This window comes from Falsiroseomonas sp., from assembly GCF_051859025.1.
In the GTDB taxonomy this organism is placed as follows: domain Bacteria; phylum Pseudomonadota; class Alphaproteobacteria; order Acetobacterales; family Acetobacteraceae; genus Falsiroseomonas.
Window position 1 is genome coordinate 78,866 of sequence record NZ_JBHYGL010000014.1, and the last position, 21,414, is coordinate 100,279.

The window sequence follows — 21,414 nt, forward strand, 5'->3', positions numbered from 1 at the left end:
GTCAACAGGACCGCTGGTCGAGCCACCGCACAGCAGCGAAAGATGGGTTGCCCGGGGCTCCGAGTGGATCTGCTTCCATGAGCGACGATGTGCGGTCGGCGTTGGCCCAGGCGCTGGAAGCGGCGCTGCGGGACGCGTTGCGCGGTCAGACCGATCCGGGGGCCTACCTCGACGGCATCAGGGCAGATGTGCTGCCATCCCTGCTGGGCGGCCAGCGGCAGGAAGGCGCGCTGCTGCGGGACCCCGACCACGCCGCCGTGGTGGCCGGCATCTTCGCCGAGGTGGTGCTGAAGCTGCGGGAGGAGTGGCGGCGGTAGCCGTCCCCCCCTCGGCCAGGATCCTCAGCGAGGGCCGATCGACATCCCGCGCCCCGGCAGCGGGTCCAGCCAGCCACTATCGGGGTCCAGCGCGCCGGACAGGCCCCAGACATTGCTGCGCGCCAGGCGGCTGGCCTCGTCACGGGCGAGCGCCGTGGCGATGCGCGTCTGGGACAGCGGGCCGGGCCTGGCGAGGAAGGCCAGCGTCCCCTCCCCGCCCGGTTCGAAGATCGCGGGGCTGAGGGCGCGGATGGCGGCCGGACGGTCGCCGCGCGCCAGCGCCACATGGGCGGCGGACAGCGCCCGGGCCACGGCATCGGGCGAGGCCCCGGCGCGGATGCCGAGCGCGGCGCGGAGTTCGGTGCGCGCGCCCCGCATCTCGAACCCCACGCTTGGCGACAGGGGCGCCCAGCGCAGATCGCGGGCGAATTCGGCGGCGATCACCTCCACCCGCGCGGCCGCGCGGGCCATGCGGGACGGGTCATTGGCCAGGGACCGGCCGGCATCATCGAAATCCGTGGCGGCCTGGTTGACCAGGTCCAGCACGGGATCGGCGCTGCCGGCGGCCAGCACGGCGGGGATGCGGGCGACCGGGGATGGCGTGCGCATTTCCGCGCAGGCGGAGAGCGCCACCGGCAAGGCCAGCAACAACAGGGCATTCCGGCCGCGGCGCAATGGGCTGCTCCCCTTCCCGACCCCCGTGGTGTAGCCGATGCGGGCGGCGTCGCGGAAGGGCGCTACTCGTCGAGTCCCGTGTCGCGGCCGAGGCGGATGAGCTCGCCATAGGCCAGCGCGGTGGCGGCATTCGCCGCGCGGGATTGCGGCAGGCGGTCCAGCCTGGCGAGCAACCCGGCGGGCTGGCCGCCCGCCACCGGCGCCAGCGCGGCCGCGCCGGCCTGGCGGTTTCCGGCATCGAGCGCCGCGGCGGCCTCGATCATCGCGCGCGCCACGGCATCGGCCGGCAGGGCGGGGGGGATGCCGATGGTGCCGCGGACCTCGTCGCGGCCCTGGCGCAGCAGGCCGGCGATCATGGGGGCGGTGGCGTTCCAGGTGGGATCGGCGGGCAGTTCGGTCGCCAGCCATTCCAGCCGCGCGACGGCGCGCGCGGCCTCCGCCGGCTGGCCATCGAGGCGGCGCGTATCGGCGAAGGCATAGGCGGCGCTGGTGACGGTGGCGCGCATGGGATCGCCGGCGCCCTGCATCGGCGGCAGCGGCACGGTGTCCAGGCCGGCCATCGGGCCCGGCGCGGCCGGGGCGGTGCAGGCGGCCAGCGCCAGCGCCAGCGCGGCGGCGATCAGCCGGGGCAGGTCAGAATAGCGGGCGGCCACGGCGCTCTCCCCGATCACGCTCCACCAGCGCGGCGCGGGCCCGGGTGGTTCCGGCGATCGCCTGCGGAAGGCTCGGCAGGCTGGCGAGGCGCGACAGCGCGGCCCCATCCGGCGCCAGGGGCAGCAGCGCAGCCTCCGCCGCAACGGGGTTGCGCAGGCGGAGCGCGGCGGCGGCGCCGTAGAGCGCATCCACCGCGGCCTGGGCGCTGGCATCGGCGCGGAAGCCGAAGGCGCGGCGGGCCTCCGCCCTTCCCTGGCGGAGCATTGGCACCACCAGCGGGTCCAGATCCCGCCAGGCGCCGCCATCCAGCGCGACCGCCAGGTATTCAAGCTGCGCCAGAGCCGTCGCCACCCCCGCGGGGTCGCCGGCCAGGCTGCCCGGGCTGGCGAAGGCGAAGGCGGCGGCGAGGATGGCGCCGCGGCTGGGGTCACCCGCGCCGGGGAAGGCGGCGGTGGCGGGCAGTTGCACCGATTCCGGCGGCGGCACCGGCGTGCATGCGCCGAGGAGCGGGAGGAGGATCAGGAATCGGCGGCGCATCGCAGCCTCCTTCGGTGCCGCCGGTTCCGCCTCGCGTCAGCCCTTCGCCAGGCTCGCGCGATGGCGCCTGGCCAGCGCGACATAGGCGGGCGCGGTGCGGTCGAAGCGGGCGCGTTCCTCGGCATCCATCACGCGCACCAGCTTGGCGGGGCTGCCCATCCAGAGCTCGTTCGGGCCGATGCGCTTGCCCGGCGGCAGCATGCCCCCGGCGCCGAGCATGCCGCCTTCCTCGATCACCGCGCGGTCCAGCACGGTGGCGCCCATGCCGACGAAGGCACGGTTGTGCAAGGTGCAGGCGTGGATGATGCAGGCATGGCCGATGGTGACGTCATCGCCGATAATCAGCGGCTCCGCCCCCGCATTCAGGTGCAGGATGCTGCCATCCTGGATGTTGGTGCGGGCGCCGATGCGCATGATGTTGGTGTCGCCGCGGAGCACGCAGTGATACCAGACGCTGCTCTCCTCCCCGATCTCGACATCGCCGATGACGACCGCCGTGGGGGCGACCCAGGCGGTGGGGTGGAGCTTCGGCTGCTTGTCCTCGAAGGGGAGGAGCGCGCCTGGGACATTGTTCTCGGTCATGGTCGTTTCCTATTCGGCGGCCTGGGCCAGCGGCAGGGCGCCCGCGACATCCACGCCCAGCATCAGGCCAATGTTCTGCACGGCGGCACCGGACGCGCCCTTGCCGAGGTTGTCGAGCCTGGCCACCAGCACGGCCTGGCCACGCGCCTCATTCCCGAAGACGCGCAGTTCCAGCCAGTTGGTGCCGTTCACATCCTCCGGTGCCAGCCGCGCCTTGCCGTCGGCGTCTTCCACCCGCACCCAGCCGGAGCCCGCATAGGCGGCGCGGAGGCAGGCTTCGAGGTCGGCGGGCTTGGGCGCGCCATTCAGCAGGTCGAGGTGCAGCGGCACGCTGACCAGCATCCCCTGCGCGAAATCGCCGACCGAGGGGACGAAGAGGGGCCGCCTCGCCAGGCCGCTGTAGTGCTGGATCTCGGCCACATGCTTGTGCTCCAGCCCCAGGCCATACAGGAAGAAGGGCGCGGTGGTGCGGGCGGGCTCGAACTCCGCGATCATCGACTTGCCGCCGCCGGTGTAGCCGGAGACGGCGTTGATGGTGACGGGATAGTCCTTCGGCAGGATGCCGGCGTCGACCAGCGGGCGCAGCAGCGCGATGCCGCCCGTGGGGTAGCAGCCGGGGTTGGACACGCGAGCGGCCGCGGCGATGGCGGCGGCATGGCCGGGCAGTTCGGCGAAGCCATAGACCCAGTCGGGATCCGTGCGATGCGCGGTGGAGGCATCGATCAGCTTCGGTGCCTGCGCGCCGAGGCCGGCGGCCATGGCGGCGCTTTCCTTCGCGGCGGCATCGGGCAGGCAGAGCACCACCACATCCACCTCCGCCATCAGGGCGCGCTTGGCGTCCGGGTTCTTCCGGTCGGCTTCCGCGATGCTGCGCAGCGCGATGCCGGGGAAGCGTTCCAGGCGCTCGCGGATCTGCAGGCCGGTGGTGCCGGCCTCGCCATCGATGAAGACGCTGGGAATGGGTCCCTTGGGCATGGTGCTGATCCTGTCACGCGACGGGGATGGGGATGGAAACGGGCGGAAAAAGCAAGAGGGGCAGGCCCTTGCGGACCTGCCCCCCTGATAAACCAGCCATGCGGCCGGGCGTGGCGCCCGGTCCGCCGGGCGTCAGCGCTTGGAGAACTGGAAGGAACGTCGGGCCTTGGCCTTGCCGTACTTCTTGCGCTCGACCACGCGCGAGTCGCGCGTCAGGAAGCCCGCCTTCTTCAGGATGCTGCGCAGGCCCGGCTCGTAGTAGGTGAGCGCGCGGGAGATGCCGTGGCGCAGCGCGCCGGCCTGGCCGGAGAGCCCGCCGCCGACGACGGTCGCGAAGACGTCGAACTGCTGGTACCGGTCCGCCACCAGGAAGGGCTGGCTGATCAGCATCCGCAGCACGGGGCGCGCGAAGTACTTGGAGGAGGGCTTGCCGTTGATCTGGATCGTGCCCTTGCCGGGCTTCACCCAGACGCGGGCGATGGCGTTCTTGCGGCGGCCCGTGGCGTAGGAACGGCCGAGCGCGTCGCGCTTCGGCTCGACCGGCGCGGCGGAGCCGATGGCGGCGGGGCCACCGGCCGCGTTCACCAAGTCCTTGAGTTCGGCCAGCGAACCACCGGTGCGGGGAGAATCACTCATCTCAGGCAACCTTCTTCGCCGGGCCACCGGCCAGGTTCTTGCGGTTCAGGGCACCGACATCGAGGGCAGTCGGGGTGTTGCCGGCATGGGGATGCTCCGGCCCCGCATAGACATGCAGGTTGCGCATCTGGGCGCGGCCGAGCGGGCCGCGCGTGATCATGCGCTCCACCGCCTTTTCCAGCACCCGTTCCGGGTGCGGGCTGGCCAGGCGTTCCGCAACCGTGCGGCCCTTGATGCCGCCGGCGTAGCCGGTGTGCCAGTAGAAGACGGACTGCTCGGCCTTCTGGCCGGTGACCTTCACCTTCTTGGCGTTGATGACGACGACATGGTCGCCGCAATCGACATGCGGGGTGAAGGTGGCCTTGTGCTTCCCGCGGAGGCGGTTGGCGATGAGGGCCGCGACGCGGCCGAGCACGAGGCCCTCCGCATCGATCAGGATCCAGCCCTTGGAGACCTCCGCAGGCTTGATCGAGGTTGTCTGGCGCGTGAGCATTGGTGTGTCGGTTGTCCGGTGTGAACTGGGGGCAGCTTATCGGGGGTGGGGGCCGGAAAGTCAAGCCGGAAGGCCGGTTTGCGCGTGGCGGTATCCCGTTACCACCAAACTCCGCAACCCCCGTCAAGCGGGGCCGTGGCAGAGAGAGGACCCCATGGGAAGGAGACCTCCATGCTCAGCCACGTCACCCTTGGCACCAACGACCTGCCCCGCGCCATCGCCTTCTTCGACCGGGCGCTGGCCCCGCTGGGGATCGTGCGGCACGAGACCAGCCTGGAACACGGCATGGCCGGCTATGCCCGGGCGGCGGAGGGCACGCCGCAGCTCTGGCTGATGCGCCCCATCGATGGGCGGGCCGCCACCGTCGGCAATGGCGTGACGCTGGCCTTCGAAGCCGCGGACCGCGCGACGGTCGATGCCTTCCATGCCGCCGGGATCGCCGCGGGCGGTCGGGACGAGGGTAGCCCCGGGCTGCGACCGCATTATCATGCCGACTTGTAGCCCGGGCTTCCCGCCAGGGCGGGCGCCCTCGCTTGGTCTCGGCGGCGCCTGGCACTCCCCGGTGCTCGCCAAGACTACCAGTCTTGGCTGCGCGCCTTTGAATGCCAGGCACCACCGATCCCGGCGCGATCATCGCCCGCCCTGGCGGGAAGTCCGGGCCGGGGCGTATCTGCGCGACCCCGACGGCAACAAGATTGGCTGCGCCTGCCACGGGCCCGGATAGGGGCGCGGCGGCCCGCGCGGCCCAAGGGGATAGCGCCATGGATGACGGTATGAGCGGGAAGAAGGCATTCGGGCTGGGGCGCAATGCCTCCAACTACGGCGATCCGGCCTTCGCCCTCTATCTCCGCCGGTCCTTCGCCAAGTCGATGGGCTATTCCCAGGCGATGCTGGACAAGCCCGTGGTCGGCATCGCGGACACGGCCAGCGACTACAACAACTGCCACCGCACCATCCCGGAGCTGATCGAGGCGGTGAAGCGCGGCGTGCTGGCCGCCGGCGGGCTGCCGCTGTCCTTCCCGACGATCAGCATCTGCGAACCCTCGCTCAGCCCCTGTTCCATGCACTACCGGAACCTGATGGCGCTGGACACGGAAGCCATGCTGGCCAACCAGCCCATGGATGCCGCGGTGCTGGTGGGGGGCTGCGACAAGACGGTGCCGGCGCAGTTGATGGCGGCGATCAGCGCGGGCACGCCTTCCGTCATGCTCGTCGTCGGCCCGATGCTGGCCCAGGCGTTCGAGGGTGAGCGCCTGTCCGCCTGCACGGATTGCCGCCGCTACTGGGCCCGCTACCGCGCGGGCGAGGTGACGGAGGAGAAGATCGGGCTGCTGGAGGGCAAGCTGGCCACCACCGCCGGCACCTGCGGCGTGATGGGCACGGCCAGCACCATGGCCTGCCTGGCGGCGGTGCTGGGCTTCATGCCGCTGGATGCGGCCTCCGCCCCCGCCGTCCATGCCGACCGGCTGCGGATCGCGGAGGAAGCGGGCGCGCAGGCGGTGCGGCTGATCCGCAACCCCGTGGCGCCGCTGTCGCTGATGACGCAGGGCAACCTCGACAACGCGGCGCGGGTGCTGCTGGCGCTGGGCGGGTCCACCAATGCGATCGTGCACCTGGCCGCCATCGCGGGGCGGGCGGGCCTGAACCTCGACCTCAAGCGGCTGGATGCGCTGAGCGAGACGACGCCGGTGCTGGTGGACCTCAAGCCCACCGGCGATGGCTATATGGAGGATTTCCACGCCGCCGGCGGGATGCAGGCGCTGCTGTGGGAGCTGCGGGACCTGCTGGACCTGACGACGAAGGACCTGGATGGCGTGTCGCTGGCCGACCGCATCGGGGACGGCAGCCATTTCGTGGACCGGCGGATCATCCGGGAACGCGCCAAGCCCGTGAGCCCGGTCGGCGGCCTGATCGCGCTGTTCGGATCGCTGGCGCCGGATGGGGCGATCCTCAAGCGCAGCGCCGCGACGCCGTCGCTGTTCGAGACGGAGGCGCGCTGCCTGGTGTTCGACGGCCTGGCCGATCTCTCCGCGCGGATCGACGATCCGGACCTCGACGTGACGGCGCAGGACATCCTGGTGCTGAAGAATGTGGGACCGCGCAGCCCGGCGGGGATGCCGGAGGCCGGCTACCTGCCCATCCCCAAGAAGCTGGCGCGGCAAGGCGTGAAGGACATGGTGCGGATGAGCGATTGCCGCATGTCCGGCACCGCCTTCGGCACCATCGTGCTGCACATCTCGCCCGAGGCCGCCGTGGGCGGGCCGCTGGCGCTGGTGGAGACGGGCGACCGCATCAGGCTGTCGGTGAAGGACCGCAGGCTGGAGTTGCTGGTGGATGAGGCCACGCTGGCGGCCAGGCGCGCCGCCTGGCAGCCGGCGCCGGCGCCGAAGCGGGGCTGGGACCGCCTGGTGCATGAACAGGTGACGCAAGCGCCGGAGGGGGCCGATCTGCGGTTCCTGCAGGCGGCGCCTTGATCGCCGTCATCGGCGCTTCCGGCCGTAGCGGGGCGGCGCTGTGCCGCGCGCTGAAGGCCGCGGGGCGGCCCTTCATTCCCGTGGTGCGCAATGCAGCGCATTGGATCGCGACCGGCATCTCCGGCGAGGGGGTGTTTGCCGATCTGGAGGATGCGCGGGCGCTGCGCGTGGCACTGGCCGGTGCCACGGTGGTGGTGAACACCGCCCATGCGCGCCATGCGGCCGCCGTGCTGGCAGCGGCGCCGGAGGGGGCGCGCTTCGTGTTCCTCGGCTCCACGCGGCGATTCTCGCAATGGGCGGATGCGCATGGGGATGGCGTGCGGGCGGGGGAAGCGGCTTTCGTCGCCTCCGGCCGGGCCGGCGTGATGCTGCACCCCACGATGATCTATGGCGCGACGGGGGAGGATAACGTCCAGCGGCTGGCGGCGCTGCTGAAGCGCCTGCCGGTGGCGCCGCTGCCCGGCGGCGGGCGGGCGCTGGTACAGCCGATCCACCAGGCGGACCTCAGCCGCTGCATCCTGGCGGCGATCGACATCGAATGGACCAGGCCGGAGGTGATGGTGGTGGCGGGGCCGGAGCCCCTGCCCTATCGCGACTTCCTGCTGGCGGTCGCCGCCGCCGCGGGGCTGAAGCCGCCGCGCGTGGTTGACCTGCCGGTGGCGCTGCTGGAGGCGGTGGCGCCGCTGACGCGCTGGGTGCCGCGGGTGCCGACAATCGGCGCGGAGGAAGTGCGGCGGCTGGTGGAGGACAAGGCCTTCCCGGTGACGGAGATGCGCGATCGCCTCGGCGTGGTCGGGCGGCCGCTGGCGGAGGGGCTGGCGGCCACCTTTCGCGGGTAGCGGACGAGGTTGACCCTGAGGTTGACCCTTCTGGGAGGCGGGCCCATCAAAGAGCCAGTTCTCGTGAAGGGCCGCCCCCATGCCGATCGTCAACCGGATCGCCGAATTCCACCCCGAGATGACCGAATGGCGCCGGGATTTTCATCAGCATCCCGAACTGGGCTTCGAGGAGGTCCGCACCTCCGGCATCGTCGCCGCCAAGCTGCGCGAATTCGGCGTCGATGAGGTCATCACCGGCATCGCCAAGACCGGCGTTGTCGGCGTGATCCGGGGCAACGGTTTGTCCAACCGCGCCATCGGCTTCCGCGCCGACATGGACGCGCTGCCCATCGAGGAAGCGACGGGCAAGGCCTGGTCGTCCCAGAAGCCGGGCCTGATGCATGCCTGCGGGCATGACGGCCACACGACCATGCTGCTGGGCGCGGCGAAGTACCTGGCGGAAACCCGGAACTTCGACGGCACCGTCTACCTGATCTTCCAGCCGGCCGAGGAGAATCTGGCGGGCGGCGAGGTGATGGTGAAGGAAGGGCTGTTCGACCGCTTCCCGATGGACCGCGTCTTCGGCATGCATAACTGGCCGGGCGCGCCGGAAGGCGTCTTCCTGCATGCGCCGGGGCCCGTCATGGCAGCGGTCGCGAACCTGGAAGCCACGATCACCGGGCGCGGCGCGCATGGCGCCATGCCGCATAACGGCATCGACCCGATCCTGATCGCCAGCCACATCGTCACCGCGCTGCAATCCGTGGTGGCGCGCAACGTGAACCCGCTGGAAGCCGGCGTCATCACCATCGCCCATATCGAGGGCGGCTTCACCTTCAACGTCATCCCCGAGAGCGTGAAGATGCGCGGCACGGCGCGCTGGTTCCTGCCGGAAGTGGGCGACCTTCTGGAGGCGAAGTTCAAGGACATCGTCACCGGCGTGGCCGCCGCCTTCGGCGCCAAGGCCGAATGCAGCTTCACCCGCGCCTATCCCGCCACGGTGAACGAGCCCGAGAGCACGGAGATCGCGGCGCGCGCCGCGGCGATGGTGGTGGGCGAGGCTCGGTCCCGCAAACTGCCGCAGCCGACGATGGGGGGCGAGGATTTCAGCTTCATGCTGAATGAGCGGCCGGGCGCCTATTTGTTCCTCGGCGGCGGCAAGGGCGAGGGGGACGCGATGGTCCACCACCCGAAATACGACTTCAACGACGATATCCTGCCGATCGGGGCGAGCTGGTTCGCGACGCTGGCGGAGCAGGTGATGCCGCGCGGCTGAGGGGGCGCAGTCCCGGGAGGGGCCAGCCCCTCCCGGACCCACCCCGCCGGGGGCCGAGGCCCCCTCACTACCGCGACTACACTGAAGACGGTCCAGGGGCGTCACGCCCCTGGCGGGTGGGGTTCGGGGAGGGCAGCGCCCTCCCCGTTCAGCTGCCAACCTTCAGCGTGCTCGTCAGCCCGCGCAGGCAGGCCAGGATCGACAGCGGCGTGATCTTGCCGGTGCGGGGGTTCTCCTCGCTCGGCACGTTCTCGATCGTCATGGTCAGGCGCGCGCTCGCGGCTTCCACGCGGATGGTGTGGGTGTTGCGCGTCACATGCGGGTCCGCCCAGATCTCGATCGTCGTGCGCTGCGGGCCGATGCCGGCCAGCGCCAGCGCGGCGGCGACGTTGACGTTCGCGGGAAAACCCTGGGCGGCGTCGAAGGCGTTCCCCTTGAAGATCAGCTTCTTCTCGTCCTTCACGGCCAGCACATCGATGCCGTGCTGTTCGAGGTAGGGCGCGCCGACCAGGCCGCGGGGGGGCTTGCGCGTCTCGATGGTGACGGAGGCGACATCCCCTTCCGCCGCGGCACGAACGGCATCGAGGCCAAGCAGCGCGCCGGTGGGGACGATGATGCGGGCGCCGGTTTCGCGGGCGCGCTCCACCAGGTGCATGCGCGGCAGCAGGGCGCCGACGCTGCTGGGGACGAAGATGCGCCCGGCCTCAATGGCGGCGGTCGCGACTTCCTCGAACACCGAGGCGGGGGCTGCTTCGACGACGATGTCGGCGGCGGCGAGTTCGGCGAGGGAGACGATGGGCGGCTGCGTCTTGAAGCCGGCCAGATTGGCGCGCGCCTTGGCGTGGTCCCGCGCGGAGACGGCGTGGAGCTTCAGGCCTTCCACGCCCGCATCCAGCGCGCGGGCCAGATGCAGGCCGATGGCGCCGAGGCCGGCGATTCCGACGGTGAGTTCACGAGCCATGGCGGGTCCTCCTGGTGATTGGCGCCCGCTAGCACGGACCGATCAGCGCCGGAACCAGCGCAGCACGTCGAGCAGCGTGACGAGCGCCGCGGCGACGTAGGTGAAGGCGGCGGCGCGCAGCACGCGGCGGGCCTCCGGCATGTCCTCGGCCGGCAGGTAGCCGCCCTGTTCCAGCACGGGCAGCGCCTTGCCGAAGCTGGCGTCGAGTTCGACCGGCAGCGTCACCGCATGGATCGCGACGCGCAGCGACAGCAGCGCGACGATGGCGGCGATCTGGAGGGCGATGAAGGCCGGCGAATGGACGACGAGGACCAGCAGCGGGATGGTCGCCATGACGATCTGGGCGATGCGGAAGACCGGTGCCACCACCTGCACCAGCGCCTGGCGGCGGCGGAAGCCGGGCTCGCCGCGGTCATGCTGGACGGCGTGCGCGACCTCATGCGTCGCGACCGCCACGGCGGCGATGGATCGGCCGGCGTAGTGGGGCGGCGTCAGGCGGACGATTCGCGCATCAGGGTCGTAGTGGTCGCCATCGGGCGTTTCCTCCACGCGCACCGCCCGCAGCCCGGCCTCGTCCAGCAGATGCCGGGCGAGGTCGGCGCCGGTGCCGGGCAGGTCCGGGCGATCCGCCTGGGCGCGGGAGAGCACGTGGCGGATCCACAGCTGCGGGCCGAAGATGAGGGCCAGCAGCAGCACGCCGCCCAGGATGACGAGGATCACCATCCCGGGCGGGCGCCTGGTTCAGACGACGGGGCTGCGGCCGCCATCGACGTTGATGGCCGTGCCGGTGATGTAGCCGGCATTCTCGCTGGCGAGGAAAGTGGCGAGGGAGGCGAATTCCTCCGCCTTGCCGATGCGGCCGAGCGGCACGCCCTTGCCCTGTTCGGCCTTCCAGTCTTCCCAGGAAATGCCGCGCGGGTCGGCCGCGTGGCGGCGCACCCATTGGTCGCTTTCGATGATGCCGACGAGCATGCCATTGACGAGGATGTTGTGGGGCGCGCCCTCCCCCGCAAGCACCTTCGTCAGCGCCATGCCCGCGGCGCGGGAGACGGCGGTGGGCGCGCCCTGGGCGGCGGGCGCCTTGGCGCCGGTGTTCAGCACGTTGATAATCCGCCCCCAGCGGCGTTCCTGCATGCCGGGCCACACCGCGCGCGTCAGCCGGATGGCGGCGAAGAGCTTGAGGTCGAGGTCCGCCTGCCAGAGCGCGTCATCCACCTTCATGAACGGCCCGCGCTGGCTGGTGCCGGCGTTGTTCACCAGGATGTCGATGGGCCCGAGTTCGGCAGCGGCCGTGGCGGCGGCGCGGGCGCAGCCTTCGGCGGTGCCGACATCGGCCGAGATGGCCGCCACGCGGGCGCCCTGGAATTTTGCCGTTATGCCCGCCTTCGCGGTCGCCAGGGCTTCGTCCCCCCGCGCGACCAGCGCGACGGAGGCCCCCGATTCGACGAAATGGGTGGCGATGGCGAGGCCGAGGCCCTTGGAGCCGCCGGTGATGAGCGCCACGCGCCCATCGAGCCTGATCTGCATGTCTGGTGTCCCCCCGGGATTATCCGGGGGGGAAGGTATCCCCCCGGCGGGGGAAGGGCGAGTGGGGCGATCGACGGGGCTCGAACCCGCGACATCCAAGACCACAACCTGGCGCTCTACCAGCTGAGCTACGACCGCCACACGCCTTGCCCGGGGTGGAGCCCGGGCGGCGGGTGATAAGGCCGAGGGGGGCTTTGCGTCAACAGGGGGGGTTCTACCCGGCTGCGGCGCGGACGCCCCCGGCACGGCTGGCGATCCAGGCCTCCATGCGGGCCAGGGCCGCATCGATCACCGCATCGCCCTTGCAGAAGGCGAAGCGGGCGTAGTGGTTGGGCGCGTCGGCGCTGGCGTAGAAGGCCGTCACGGGGATGGCCGTGACCTTGGCCTCGATCGTCAGGGCCCGGCAGAAGGCGACGTCGTCGCCGTTGAAGCCCAAAGGCCGGAAATCGGTCGTGATGAAGTAGCTGCCCTGGGTCGGCAGCACGCCGAAGCCGAGGCGCGAGAGCCCCGCCGCCAGGCGGTCCCGCTTGGCCTGGAGGGAGGAGGACAGGCCCTCGAAATAGGCATCGTCCTTGGCGAGCCCAACGGCCACGCCGCGCTGCAGGTTGGGCGGCGTGGTGAAGGTGAGGTTCTGGTGCGCCTTGGTGACATTGGGCGCGAGCGAGCGGTCGCAGGTGACGTAGCCGATCTTCCAGCCCGTCAGGCTGAAGGTCTTGCCGGCGGACCCCACCCGCATGCAGCGTTCCCGCATGCCCGGCAGCGTCATCAGCGGGATGTGCTTCCAGCCGTCGAAGGTCAGGTGTTCATAGACCTCGTCGCAGACGGCGTAGCAGTCATGCTTCTGGACCAGGTCCGCGATGAAGGCGAGTTCGGCCGCGGTGAAGACCTTCGACGTCGGGTTCATCGGTGTGTTGAGCAGGATGGCCTTGGTCTTGGGCCCGAAGGCGGCGGCCAATTCAGCCCGGGGAAGTTCCCATTTCGGCGGCGTCAGGCGAACCAGCTTGGGGATGGCGCCCAGCAGCTTCACCACCGGCAGGTAGGTGTCATAGAGCGGCTCGATCAGCACGCATTCGTCGCCGGGGTTCAGCACGGCCATGAGGCAGGCGGTGATCGCCTCCGTCGCGCCGGAGGTGACGACGACCTCGGCATTCGGATCGACCTCGATCCCGTAGAAGCGCTTGTTGGCGGCGGCGACGGCCTGGCGCAGTTCGGGCGCGCCGGACATCGGGGGATACTGGTTGCGGCCGTCGAGCAGGGCGGCGGCGGCGGCGTGGATGACATCCGCGGGGCCGTCATAATCCGGGAAGCCCTGGCCGAGATTGATGGCGCCGTGTTCGTTGGCCAGCGCGGACATCACCGTGAAGATCGTGGTGCCGGTGGCGGAGAGCAGGTCGTTCTGGGGCTTCACGTCGGTGCCTCGGGGTATGGCGGGTGGTGACCGCATAGCATGCGCGGCGGGTTCGGCGAGGGATGATGGGAGGGGTGGGCCGGAGGCGCAATGTCGCGGCGGGCGAAAGCCCGTTTTTTGGGCGAATTGCACAATGCAAGGGCTATTTTTCTCCTACCCCCCCTAGAATCCGCCTCCGGCGGCGTTGCCGGGGTGGCACGTGCCATGCAAAACGACGCGCAGCAGGAGCGCCTGCACAGCCGCGGCCGCAAGGCCGAGGCAGGCCAGCGGGCCGGACCCGCCGGTGTGGCGGGCGCCGGGGGGAATGAGCGCACGCAACTCAGACGCGTGCGGAGCGACGGAGCCGATGAAGAAGATCGAGGCCATCATCAAGCCCTTCAAACTCGACGAGGTGAAGGACGCGCTGCACGAGATCGGCCTGCAGGGGCTGACGGTCGTGGAGGCCAAGGGATTCGGCCGGCAGAAGGGCCATACCGAACTGTACCGCGGCGCCGAATACGTCGTGGACTTCCTGCCCAAGGTGAAGATCGAGGTCGTCTGCCCGGATGAGCTGCTGGACCGCGCGATCGAGGCGATCACGCAGGCCGCGCGCACGGGCCGGATCGGCGACGGCAAGATCTTCATCAGCGACGTGCAGGAAGTGATCCGCATCCGCACCGGCGAACGGGGCGAGGACGCGGTCTGAGACCAGCGTCCGGGCCGTCCTTGGCGGCCCGGGCCAGGCAATGCCATCCGGCCCGCAAAAGCGGGCCGGGGGGAGACGGGCCGGACCGGCAGCAATGCCGGGGAAGGCTGGCTGGATCGCCGGGAGCCCCCTCTGGGGGGTCGGCACGATCCGGGCGCGCGGTGGGGACCGGTAACGCCGCGCGGCACAGGGACCGGGGTTGAGCACGGAAACAGGACCACACACGATGGCGAAGAAGCCGGCAGCCGGGGGCGCCAATGCCGCCGTCTCCAAGGTCATGGACATGATCAAGGAGCACAGCGTCGAATACGTCGACTTCCGCTTCACCGATCCGCGCGGCAAGTGGCAGCACACCGCGCAGCACGTCTCCACGATCGATGAGGACGTGTTCACCGACGGCATCATGTTCGATGGCTCCTCCATCGCCGGCTGGAAGGCGATCAACGAGTCCGACATGATCCTCATGCCGGATGCCTCCACCGCCGTCATGGATCCCTTCGCGGCCAAGCCGCAGATGATCCTGTTCTGCGACATCGTGGAGCCCTCTACGGGCCAGATGTACTCCCGCGACCCGCGCTCCACCGCGAAGCGCGCCGAGGCGTACCTGAAGTCCACGGGCATCGGCGACACCGCCTTCTTCGGCCCGGAAGCCGAGTTCTTCGTGTTCGACAGCGTGAAGTTCGGCACGGGCGGCAATTTCGGCCACTACATGCTGGAGTCGATCGAAGGCCCCGGCGCCAACATGAAGGACTACCCGGAAGGCAACATGGGCCATCGCCCTGTCGTCAAGGGTGGCTACTTCCCCGTCCCGCCGGTGGACAGCGAGACCGACCTGCGCGCCGAAATGCTCTCCACGATGGGCGAGATGGGCCTGCCGATCGAGAAGCATCACCATGAGGTCGCGCAGTCCCAGCACGAGCTCGGCACCAAGTTCGGCCCGCTGGTCGAACAGGCCGACTTCATGCAGATCTACAAGTACTGCGTGCACAACGTCGCCCACAGCTACGGCAAGACGGCGACCTTCATGCCGAAGCCGATCTATGGCGACAACGGCAGCGGCATGCACGTCCACCAGTCCATCTGGAAGAACGGCAAGCCGATCTTCGCGGGCAACGGCTATGCCGACCTGTCCGAGACGGCGCTGTACTACATCGGCGGCATCATCAAGCACGCGAAGGCGCTGAACGCCTTCACGAACCCGCTGACCAACAGCTACAAGCGCCTCATCCCGGGCTTCGAGGCCCCCGTGCTGCTGGCCTATTCGGCCCGCAACCGCTCCGCCTCCTGCCGCATCCCCTACGCGACGAGCCCGAAGGCCAAGCGCGTCGAGGTCCGCTTCCCGGATCCGGGTGCGAACCCCTACCTCGCCTTCGCCGCCATGCTGATGGCCGGCCTCGATGGCATCAAGAACAAGATCCATCCGGGCGAGGCGATGGACAAGGACCTGTACGACCTGCCGCCGGAGGAGCTGAAGGGCATTCCCACGGTGTGCGGCTCGCTCCGTGAGGCGCTGGGTGCGCTCGCCGCCGACCACGAGTTCCTGCTCGCCGGCGACGTGTTCACCAAGGACCAGATCGAGAGCTACATCGAGCTGAAGTGGACGGATGTGTACAAGTTCGAACACACCCCGCACCCCGTCGAGTTCGAGATGTACTACTCGGTCTGACAAGATTTTCCTTGTCGGAACATTCACTTAGGGACACCTGACGTTAGCCGCGACACGCAGCGGCAGGTGTCACTAAGTGCCTGAAGATGCTGGGCCGGATCGCGACATGTCTAACGCGATCCGGCCTTTTTCATGCGCGCCAGAAAGAACAAACCAAGAAAAACATAACGCGAAATCAGAGAATCGGCGAAACATTTCGACGATTTACTCAAATCGTACATACCCCCGCCCATCATGGCCCGTGGTTTCACCGTGCATCGAAGGGGTGGCCCATTCATGCGCAGGCGCTGCGCGCGCCGCCATCGCTGCGTATCAGGCAGCGCCGGATGGTGACGCGATGAGGGCCATCACTGTTGCAGCCAGACTGACGGAGGATGAGGCGGTGGTGACTGTCAGTGACGCCGCCGGGCCGATCCCCGAAGCGCTGATGGACCAGGTCTTCGTGCCGTTTGCGCCGATCCGCACCTGGACACCGAGCGGCGGGCTTGGCCTCGCCAAATGCTGGCAGGCGATTCTTGCCATGGGTGGGCAGGTGACAGTGGCTAATGTCGGCGCAGGCGTCCGCGTCGAGCTTCATTTCGATCAAGCCACCTTGGGCACTGATAGAGGCGAAGGCCTGACCATGGCATCACCGGTCGTGCATAGGCTCGCTGACAGTTCGTCTCTCTACTGATCAGGAATGTGCCAGCCTGCGTATGAGTGCTGGCCGAAGGAAGCCCCTTCACGATCCGACACACCGACAGGTGGACTTGCCCCGCTTTTGTGGACAGTCATTGGGTCAGTGACTGTTTGAGAATGCCAGCGGCTGAGGATTCGTGGGGGATTTTTCGTCCTGGGGAGGAGCCGGGCGCCGCCGATGCTGGTTGCATCGGCAAGTCCGGAGACGCGCCGCAGGCGTGCCTCCGGCACGACCCCGGCGCGGAAAAGCCCAGCGCGGAAAATCCCAGCGAAACCGACCCGCCGGTGTTCTCAAACGGTCTCTTGGGCGGTGTCCGCGACACGACCCCACATTCATGGCCACCAAGCAACGCGCCTCGGCATCTGGTTTCTGATCGGTATGCGATAGCAACAGATATCAATACCTACGCGCTCGGCAGCGTGATGACGAAGACCGCGCCGTCGGTGTCGTTGTGGGCCTCGATGGTGCCGCCCATACCCTTGATCAGGCTGCAGGTGAGCGACAGCCCTAGGCCGGTGCCCGTATCGGGCCCCTTGGTGGTGACGAATGGCTCGAACAGGCGGCCCATCACCTCCGGCGCGATGCCGCCGCCCGTGTCCGCCAAGGTCAGGTGCACCGTACCTTCCGCGCCCAGCGCGGCTGCAATGCGGACCCGTCGCGGCATGCCTGCAGGTCGCGAGGCCACCGCGTCGCGAGCGTTCAGCAACAGATTCGTCAACACCTGCTCAAGCAGCATCAACTGCCCACGTACGGTCGGTGAAGGATCGCCGAGCGCCAACTCAACAGTGATGCCCGCTTCGTACAGCGCAGCGCCTGCCAGACCAAGAGAACCCCGGATGGCGGCCTCGAGCGGTACTGCCTCCGGCGCGGCATCCTGCTCCGCGCCGCGCGCGAAGCGCCTCAAATGGTCGATCATGTCAGCCGTGCGGCCCGCTTGCTCGACGATGGTATTGAGGCGCTCGTCCACGGTCGCGGCGTTGCCCTGGTGGGACGCAATCTGGGCGATCTCGGCGGCGAGGGAGATGGCCTGCAGCGGTTGCTTCATCTCATGCGCCAGGCCAGCCGCCATTTCACCGAGCGAAGCAAGGCGTGTGGAGTTTATAGCCCTCGCTTGCGCCTCACGCTCTGCTGTCACGTCAAGGATGTAGCCCACTGCATCGACGCTCTCGTCCTCGTACCGACCGATGACGGACGCTTGCATGCGCACAAGCAGCCAGCGTCCGTCAGCGTGCTGCAGACGCTTGTCGCAGGCGGCCGAGCCGTTGCGTACCAAGCCACGCATGTCGTCAGGCGCGCCCGCCCGATCTTCAGGCGCGAAGAGCTGTGACAATTGGCCAGGCCCGCTTACCCGGTCCATCGGCCAGCCGGTCATCCTCTCGATCGCCGGGCTGATGTACGAACGGGAGCAGCTCCCGTCCGGCCACACCCGACCACGGAATACGACGACGGGTGCGTATTGAAGCATTTGCTCCAGTTCTCGCTGGGCTGCCTCGGCCCGGCTCTCCGCCTGGCGCTGTGCCGTCACATCGACGGTGTAGCCAACGATCTCGGCGCCGCCGTCGGGCCGCCGCGCCAACACCCGGGCTAGGGTATGCAGCGTCCGCCAGCCGCCAGCCGCCAGCGGGCTGGCGCATCCGCCACTCGTAGCTCACCTGGCCCTCGCGCAGCAGCTGCGGCATCTGCCGCGTCAGGGTTGTGTCCTCAGGATGGATCAGGCCCTCCAAGTTCTGTCGCGTCGCCAACTCCGCCGTTGGCCAACCCATCACCGTCTCAAGGTTGCCGCCGCGATAGACCAGCCGGGAGGAGCCGTCCGCCGCCACCTCGCGCAGGAAGATCGCCGCGGGCAGCCCGCCGAGAAGCCTTTCCGCTTCGGCGCGGCCGGCGCGCATGGCCTCGGCCTCGCGGCGGGCATCGCGCACCGCCTCGCGCCGGCTGGCCCAGACCACGACTGCAAGCCCCAGACCGAGAACGGCACCGCCGGCGATCAGCCAGCGCAAGGCCGCCCAGGCGGAGGCCTGCTGTGCCGCGCGGCGTTCGTAGACCCCGACCGCCCAATCGGGAGCCCGCGTCAGGCGCTCCACTGCATAGACGTTGTCCGGCCCGCTCCAGCCGGGAGCGACCCACTCGGGTGCCGGCACGCCGACCAGACGGCCTCCCGGGTCGGCGCTGTGCGCCAGGATGCGCATCTGCCCATCCGCAACAGCTGCGAACGTGCCAGACGAGAAGGTCTGCCGAGCCAGCAAGGCGTGCAAAGTGGCAGGCTCGAAAGTCAACGCGAGACCGCGCCGTGGTTGTCCCACTCGATCCACGGGCACTGCGGCGGCAAGCAATGGCCGCGGGACGGCTGGTCCCTCGAACAGGTCTGAAATCCCTGGCTCGCCTGCCCCTATCGTTGCGGAAAGCGCCATCTGGAGCGCGTCCGACAGGGGGCTATTGGGCCGACGTCCCGTTGTGACAAGCACTGCATACTCGGGACCCGGCCCTAGCAGAGCGATGGTGCCACCCAGGAGAGCACCGACGGGGCGCGCCCGCGCCTCGAACGCTTCCGGATCCAGGTCTCCATCGAGGAGCGGCGAGGTCGCCAGCGTCTCGAGCGCCGCCACGTAGGCGCCGAGCTTCGCGTCCGCCGCCGCGGCCAACGCGCGCGCGGTGTCGCGCAGGCTCGCCTCGTCGGAGGCGCGATAGGATCCCAAGGCGGAGAGCGTGGCGAAGGCGGCCAAAGCGACAAGCCGCAGGAGCGCTGCCAAGCCTATGGGCAGAGCGCCGTTCACCTTAACCATCTTGCGATTCAGCGCCGGTGTAGGAGTAACGTCGGCCACTCCTGGAGCGGCACTCATCAAGCCGCGTGCTCGACCTGGTTGTCGCCTGCTGAATTGGGCGCGACATCGTCAGGCTGGTGGCCAGGCAGCATGATGGTGAAGCAGGTGCCGCGAGGCAGGTTTCGCGCCTGGATCCTGCCGCCCATCGACTGCACGATCCCATCGCATATGGAGAGCCCCAGGCCGGTGCCCTTGTCTGGAGCTTTCGTCGTGAAGAAGGGATCGAAAACCTTGCCGATGATGGCGGGGTCAATGCCTGTCCCGTTGTCCGAGATCTCAAGAATGACGAAGTTTCCGTCCCGGCCCGTCGTGTCGATCCGGATCTGCCTGTCTTGCCCAGATTCCTGCGAGAGCAGCGCATCGCGGGCGTTGAAGAGGATGTTGACGATCACCTGTTCCAGCGCAATTGAGTGCCCGACGACCAGTGGTGGTGGCTCGCCATTGACAACCTCGATGCCCACTTCATCGGCGCGAAGGTTGTTGCCTATCATGGCCAACGCATTCGCAATGGCCTGATCCAGTGAGACGATGCCCGGCTGTTCGCTTTCATCGACACCGCGAGCGAAGCGACGAAGGTTCTCGATGATCGCCGCACCGCGCTGTGTCTGCTCGATGATCCGATCCAGGCGCTGCGGCAGTCGTTCGTAGTCACCCTTGCGCAACAACATGGCCGCGACGTCGGCGGCCAGGGAAATGGCGGTCAAGGGCTGCTTCAATTCATGCGCGATCCCCGCACCCATTTCCCCAAGCGATGCCATGCGTGTTGCCATCATCAACCTCGCCTCGGCGTCACGCTCCGCTGTGATATTCACGATGTAGCCGACCACGAGGCTGCTTCCATCAGGCCGCCGCTCCAGCAGGCGCAACGTGGCCCGCAACCAGGCCAGTGAGCCATCGGGTTGACGAATGCGCCATACCTTCACAGCTTCTTCGGCCAGAACCATCGCGCCCAGCAATTCACTGAAATCCGTGCCTGGCTCGGCGAGATGCGACAAGTCGCCATCGGGCGCCAGGACCGAACGCGGCCAGCCCGAAACCCCCTCCTGGTCGCCGGTTCGATAGAGCTGCTCTGACCGGCCATCCTTGTCGATGACACGCAAGAAAATCACCGCCGGCAACCCGTCCAGAAGACGTTCGATCTCGGTTCGCCCGGCACGCCAAGCCTCCGCCGCCATCTCACGCGACCGACGCCGCTGCATGACGAAGAACACGATGACCGTCGCGAAAGCACTGCCTCCGATGCCGACCGCCAGTGCCCTTGTCAGATTGCGCGAGAACGCCGCTTCAGCGGTTGCCGTCGCCATGTCGACCGTGGATACGGCCACAAGTTGGGTGCCTTCGACACGCCGCCTGGCTACAGTGACGGGCCGGCCGGAAACGGCGCCGGTCGTTTGGGTCGTCCTGAAGAAATTCGCGTCGGAGACGGTGGTGTTTGGCGGCAGGACGAACTGGCCGACCATGCCATCCATGCCTGCGCTGCGCGCAACGATGTACCCGTCGTCACCTACGATGCTGGCGACATCGCCAGCCCTTGAATCCACAGTGGCCAGGGCTGCGCTCAGGCTACTCGACGTGAGCGGAGCGTAGAGCACACCGGCAAAGTTGCCTTGGCTATCGTCCAGTCGGCCTGAGAACGGCAGTATGATGGCGCCGGTCATGCTGCTGATGCGGCTCGTCGCCACGGTTTCGCGGATGCCGCGATCGCGGTGGTCCAGGAAAAATGGGTGGTTCCGGATCGATGCGAAATCGGGATCCCGCATGGCCTGCGGCGCGCCTGGTGACGCCCAGGCCACTTCTCCCTTCGCATCGAAAATCACGATGTACTGCACGCTCTGCCCATGCCTCATGAGCCGCCTGTTCATCATGATTTCGAGTTCGGCCCTGGCAGCTTGCGGGGCGTCTGGGGCCAACTCAGCCCAGCGTTGGGCAAGCGCGTGCGGCACCCTGGCGTCGCCGAGGGTACGCAGAGCGAATTGCTCTGCCGCGCGGGACATCCCCTCTGCCCGATGCTCCGCGTCGGTCAGCGCGTCTTCAATGAGCCAGTCGCCGACCACCTCAGCCGTGTAGAGCAGGCCGCAGGCCCACAGCACCGCGGCGACAAATCCAATGATGGCCGCCTTTGAAGGAGGATGCGGAGGCCAGCCAATCACCCACGCCTCCTCCGTCTTCACGAATACTTGATACGAAATTCGGGGAGCGAAAAGCAATTACATTTCATTTACCAAACTATTA

At 68.9% G+C, this 21,414-nt stretch carries 22 protein-coding genes and 1 tRNA gene; 8 read left to right on the forward strand and 15 right to left on the reverse strand.

Annotated features, from left to right (window positions below; genetic code table 11):
- Positions 1-77: 77 nt before the first annotated feature.
- Entirely contained in the window at positions 78-317 is a 240-nt protein-coding gene (locus tag ACTIE5_RS15340; protein WP_439550570.1) for a hypothetical protein, read from the forward strand.
- 24 nt (positions 318-341) lie between these two features.
- Here ACTIE5_RS15340 and ACTIE5_RS15345 read toward each other — a convergent pair whose 3' ends face one another.
- The 7 genes from ACTIE5_RS15345 to rplM all read right to left on the reverse strand — a co-directional run bounded on the left by ACTIE5_RS15345 (position 342) and on the right by rplM (position 4,869).
- Positions 342-965, reverse strand: coding sequence for a hypothetical protein (locus tag ACTIE5_RS15345; protein ID WP_439550571.1), 624 nt, complete (start codon positions 963-965; stop codon positions 342-344).
- Between the two features lie 89 nt (positions 966-1,054).
- Positions 1,055-1,645, reverse strand: a complete 591-nt coding sequence (locus ACTIE5_RS15350; protein ID WP_439550572.1) for a hypothetical protein — start codon at positions 1,643-1,645, stop codon at positions 1,055-1,057.
- The gene (locus ACTIE5_RS15355; RefSeq protein WP_439550573.1) at positions 1,626-2,183 is read right to left on the reverse strand and encodes a hypothetical protein; all 558 of its coding nucleotides are present in this window, start codon (positions 2,181-2,183) and stop codon (positions 1,626-1,628) included. Before ACTIE5_RS15355 ends, ACTIE5_RS15350 begins: the two co-directional genes overlap by 20 nt.
- Positions 2,184-2,219: 36 nt before the next feature.
- Positions 2,220-2,765 (reverse strand): gamma carbonic anhydrase family protein, encoded by a 546-nt coding sequence (locus ACTIE5_RS15360; protein WP_439550574.1) that lies wholly within the window; start codon positions 2,763-2,765, stop codon positions 2,220-2,222.
- Positions 2,766-2,774: 9 nt separating this feature from the next.
- Positions 2,775-3,740, reverse strand: coding sequence for an N-acetyl-gamma-glutamyl-phosphate reductase (gene argC, locus ACTIE5_RS15365; RefSeq protein ID WP_439550575.1), 966 nt, complete (start codon positions 3,738-3,740; stop codon positions 2,775-2,777).
- Between the two features lie 132 nt (positions 3,741-3,872).
- Complete coding sequence (gene rpsI / locus ACTIE5_RS15370) at positions 3,873-4,376, reverse strand: 30S ribosomal protein S9 (RefSeq protein ID WP_439550576.1); 504 nt, start codon at positions 4,374-4,376, stop codon at positions 3,873-3,875.
- 1 nt (position 4,377) lies between these two features.
- Positions 4,378-4,869, reverse strand: a complete 492-nt coding sequence (rplM, locus tag ACTIE5_RS15375; RefSeq protein ID WP_439550577.1) for a 50S ribosomal protein L13 — start codon at positions 4,867-4,869, stop codon at positions 4,378-4,380.
- Positions 4,870-5,040: 171 nt separating this feature from the next.
- Here rplM and ACTIE5_RS15380 point away from each other — a divergent pair, with 171 nt between their 5' ends.
- The 4 genes from ACTIE5_RS15380 to ACTIE5_RS15395 all read left to right on the forward strand — a co-directional run bounded on the left by ACTIE5_RS15380 (position 5,041) and on the right by ACTIE5_RS15395 (position 9,437).
- Positions 5,041-5,370, forward strand: coding sequence for a VOC family protein (locus ACTIE5_RS15380; protein ID WP_439550578.1), 330 nt, complete (start codon positions 5,041-5,043; stop codon positions 5,368-5,370).
- 260 nt (positions 5,371-5,630) lie between these two features.
- The gene (locus tag ACTIE5_RS15385; protein ID WP_439550579.1) at positions 5,631-7,343 is read left to right on the forward strand and encodes a dihydroxy-acid dehydratase; all 1,713 of its coding nucleotides are present in this window, start codon (positions 5,631-5,633) and stop codon (positions 7,341-7,343) included.
- Positions 7,340-8,182 (forward strand): SDR family oxidoreductase, encoded by an 843-nt coding sequence (locus ACTIE5_RS15390; RefSeq protein ID WP_439550580.1) that lies wholly within the window; start codon positions 7,340-7,342, stop codon positions 8,180-8,182. The genes ACTIE5_RS15385 and ACTIE5_RS15390 overlap by 4 nt, the downstream gene beginning before the upstream one ends.
- 79 nt (positions 8,183-8,261) lie before the next feature.
- Positions 8,262-9,437 carry a M20 aminoacylase family protein gene (locus ACTIE5_RS15395; protein WP_439550581.1) on the forward strand — a complete coding sequence of 392 codons (1,176 nt, stop codon included), beginning with the start codon at positions 8,262-8,264 and terminating at the stop codon, positions 9,435-9,437.
- Positions 9,438-9,585: 148 nt separating this feature from the next.
- Here the strand turns inward: ACTIE5_RS15395 and ACTIE5_RS15400 are convergent, their stop codons facing one another.
- The 5 genes from ACTIE5_RS15400 to ACTIE5_RS15420 all read right to left on the reverse strand — a co-directional run bounded on the left by ACTIE5_RS15400 (position 9,586) and on the right by ACTIE5_RS15420 (position 13,333).
- Positions 9,586-10,398, reverse strand: coding sequence for an aspartate dehydrogenase (locus ACTIE5_RS15400; RefSeq protein ID WP_439550582.1), 813 nt, complete (start codon positions 10,396-10,398; stop codon positions 9,586-9,588).
- A 42-nt stretch (positions 10,399-10,440) separates the two neighbouring features.
- The gene (locus ACTIE5_RS15405) at positions 10,441-11,121 is read right to left on the reverse strand and encodes a zinc metallopeptidase (protein WP_439550583.1); all 681 of its coding nucleotides are present in this window, start codon (positions 11,119-11,121) and stop codon (positions 10,441-10,443) included.
- An 18-nt stretch (positions 11,122-11,139) separates the two neighbouring features.
- Positions 11,140-11,925 carry an SDR family NAD(P)-dependent oxidoreductase gene (locus ACTIE5_RS15410; protein ID WP_439550584.1) on the reverse strand — a complete coding sequence of 262 codons (786 nt, stop codon included), beginning with the start codon at positions 11,923-11,925 and terminating at the stop codon, positions 11,140-11,142.
- Positions 11,926-11,987: 62 nt separating this feature from the next.
- Positions 11,988-12,063 (reverse strand) — tRNA-His (locus tag ACTIE5_RS15415).
- 76 nt (positions 12,064-12,139) lie between these two features.
- Positions 12,140-13,333, reverse strand: coding sequence for an aminotransferase (locus tag ACTIE5_RS15420; RefSeq protein WP_439550585.1), 1,194 nt, complete (start codon positions 13,331-13,333; stop codon positions 12,140-12,142).
- 346 nt (positions 13,334-13,679) lie between these two features.
- On the opposite strand from ACTIE5_RS15420, the gene ACTIE5_RS15425 reads away from it, so the two are divergent.
- The 3 genes from ACTIE5_RS15425 (at position 13,680) to ACTIE5_RS15435 (ending at position 16,357) form a co-directional block, all read left to right on the forward strand.
- Entirely contained in the window at positions 13,680-14,018 is a 339-nt protein-coding gene (locus ACTIE5_RS15425) for a P-II family nitrogen regulator (RefSeq protein WP_092963044.1), read from the forward strand.
- 226 nt (positions 14,019-14,244) lie between these two features.
- Complete coding sequence (gene glnA, locus ACTIE5_RS15430; protein ID WP_439550586.1) at positions 14,245-15,684, forward strand: type I glutamate--ammonia ligase; 1,440 nt, start codon at positions 14,245-14,247, stop codon at positions 15,682-15,684.
- A gap of 337 nt (positions 15,685-16,021) precedes the next feature.
- Entirely contained in the window at positions 16,022-16,357 is a 336-nt protein-coding gene (locus ACTIE5_RS15435) for an ATP-binding protein (RefSeq protein WP_439550587.1), read from the forward strand.
- Between the two features lie 409 nt (positions 16,358-16,766).
- On the opposite strand, the gene ACTIE5_RS15440 is transcribed toward ACTIE5_RS15435, so the two are convergent.
- From ACTIE5_RS15440 to ACTIE5_RS15450, 3 genes are read right to left on the reverse strand one after another with little or no spacing between them, the layout of a single operon-like run.
- The gene (locus ACTIE5_RS15440; RefSeq protein WP_439550588.1) at positions 16,767-17,735 is read right to left on the reverse strand and encodes a sensor histidine kinase; all 969 of its coding nucleotides are present in this window, start codon (positions 17,733-17,735) and stop codon (positions 16,767-16,769) included.
- Positions 17,671-19,143 carry a PAS domain-containing protein gene (locus ACTIE5_RS15445; RefSeq protein WP_439550589.1) on the reverse strand — a complete coding sequence of 491 codons (1,473 nt, stop codon included), beginning with the start codon at positions 19,141-19,143 and terminating at the stop codon, positions 17,671-17,673. Before ACTIE5_RS15445 ends, ACTIE5_RS15440 begins: the two co-directional genes overlap by 65 nt.
- A 56-nt stretch (positions 19,144-19,199) precedes the next feature.
- Positions 19,200-21,353 carry an ATP-binding protein gene (locus tag ACTIE5_RS15450; RefSeq protein WP_439550590.1) on the reverse strand — a complete coding sequence of 718 codons (2,154 nt, stop codon included), beginning with the start codon at positions 21,351-21,353 and terminating at the stop codon, positions 19,200-19,202.
- Positions 21,354-21,414 lie beyond the last annotated feature (61 nt).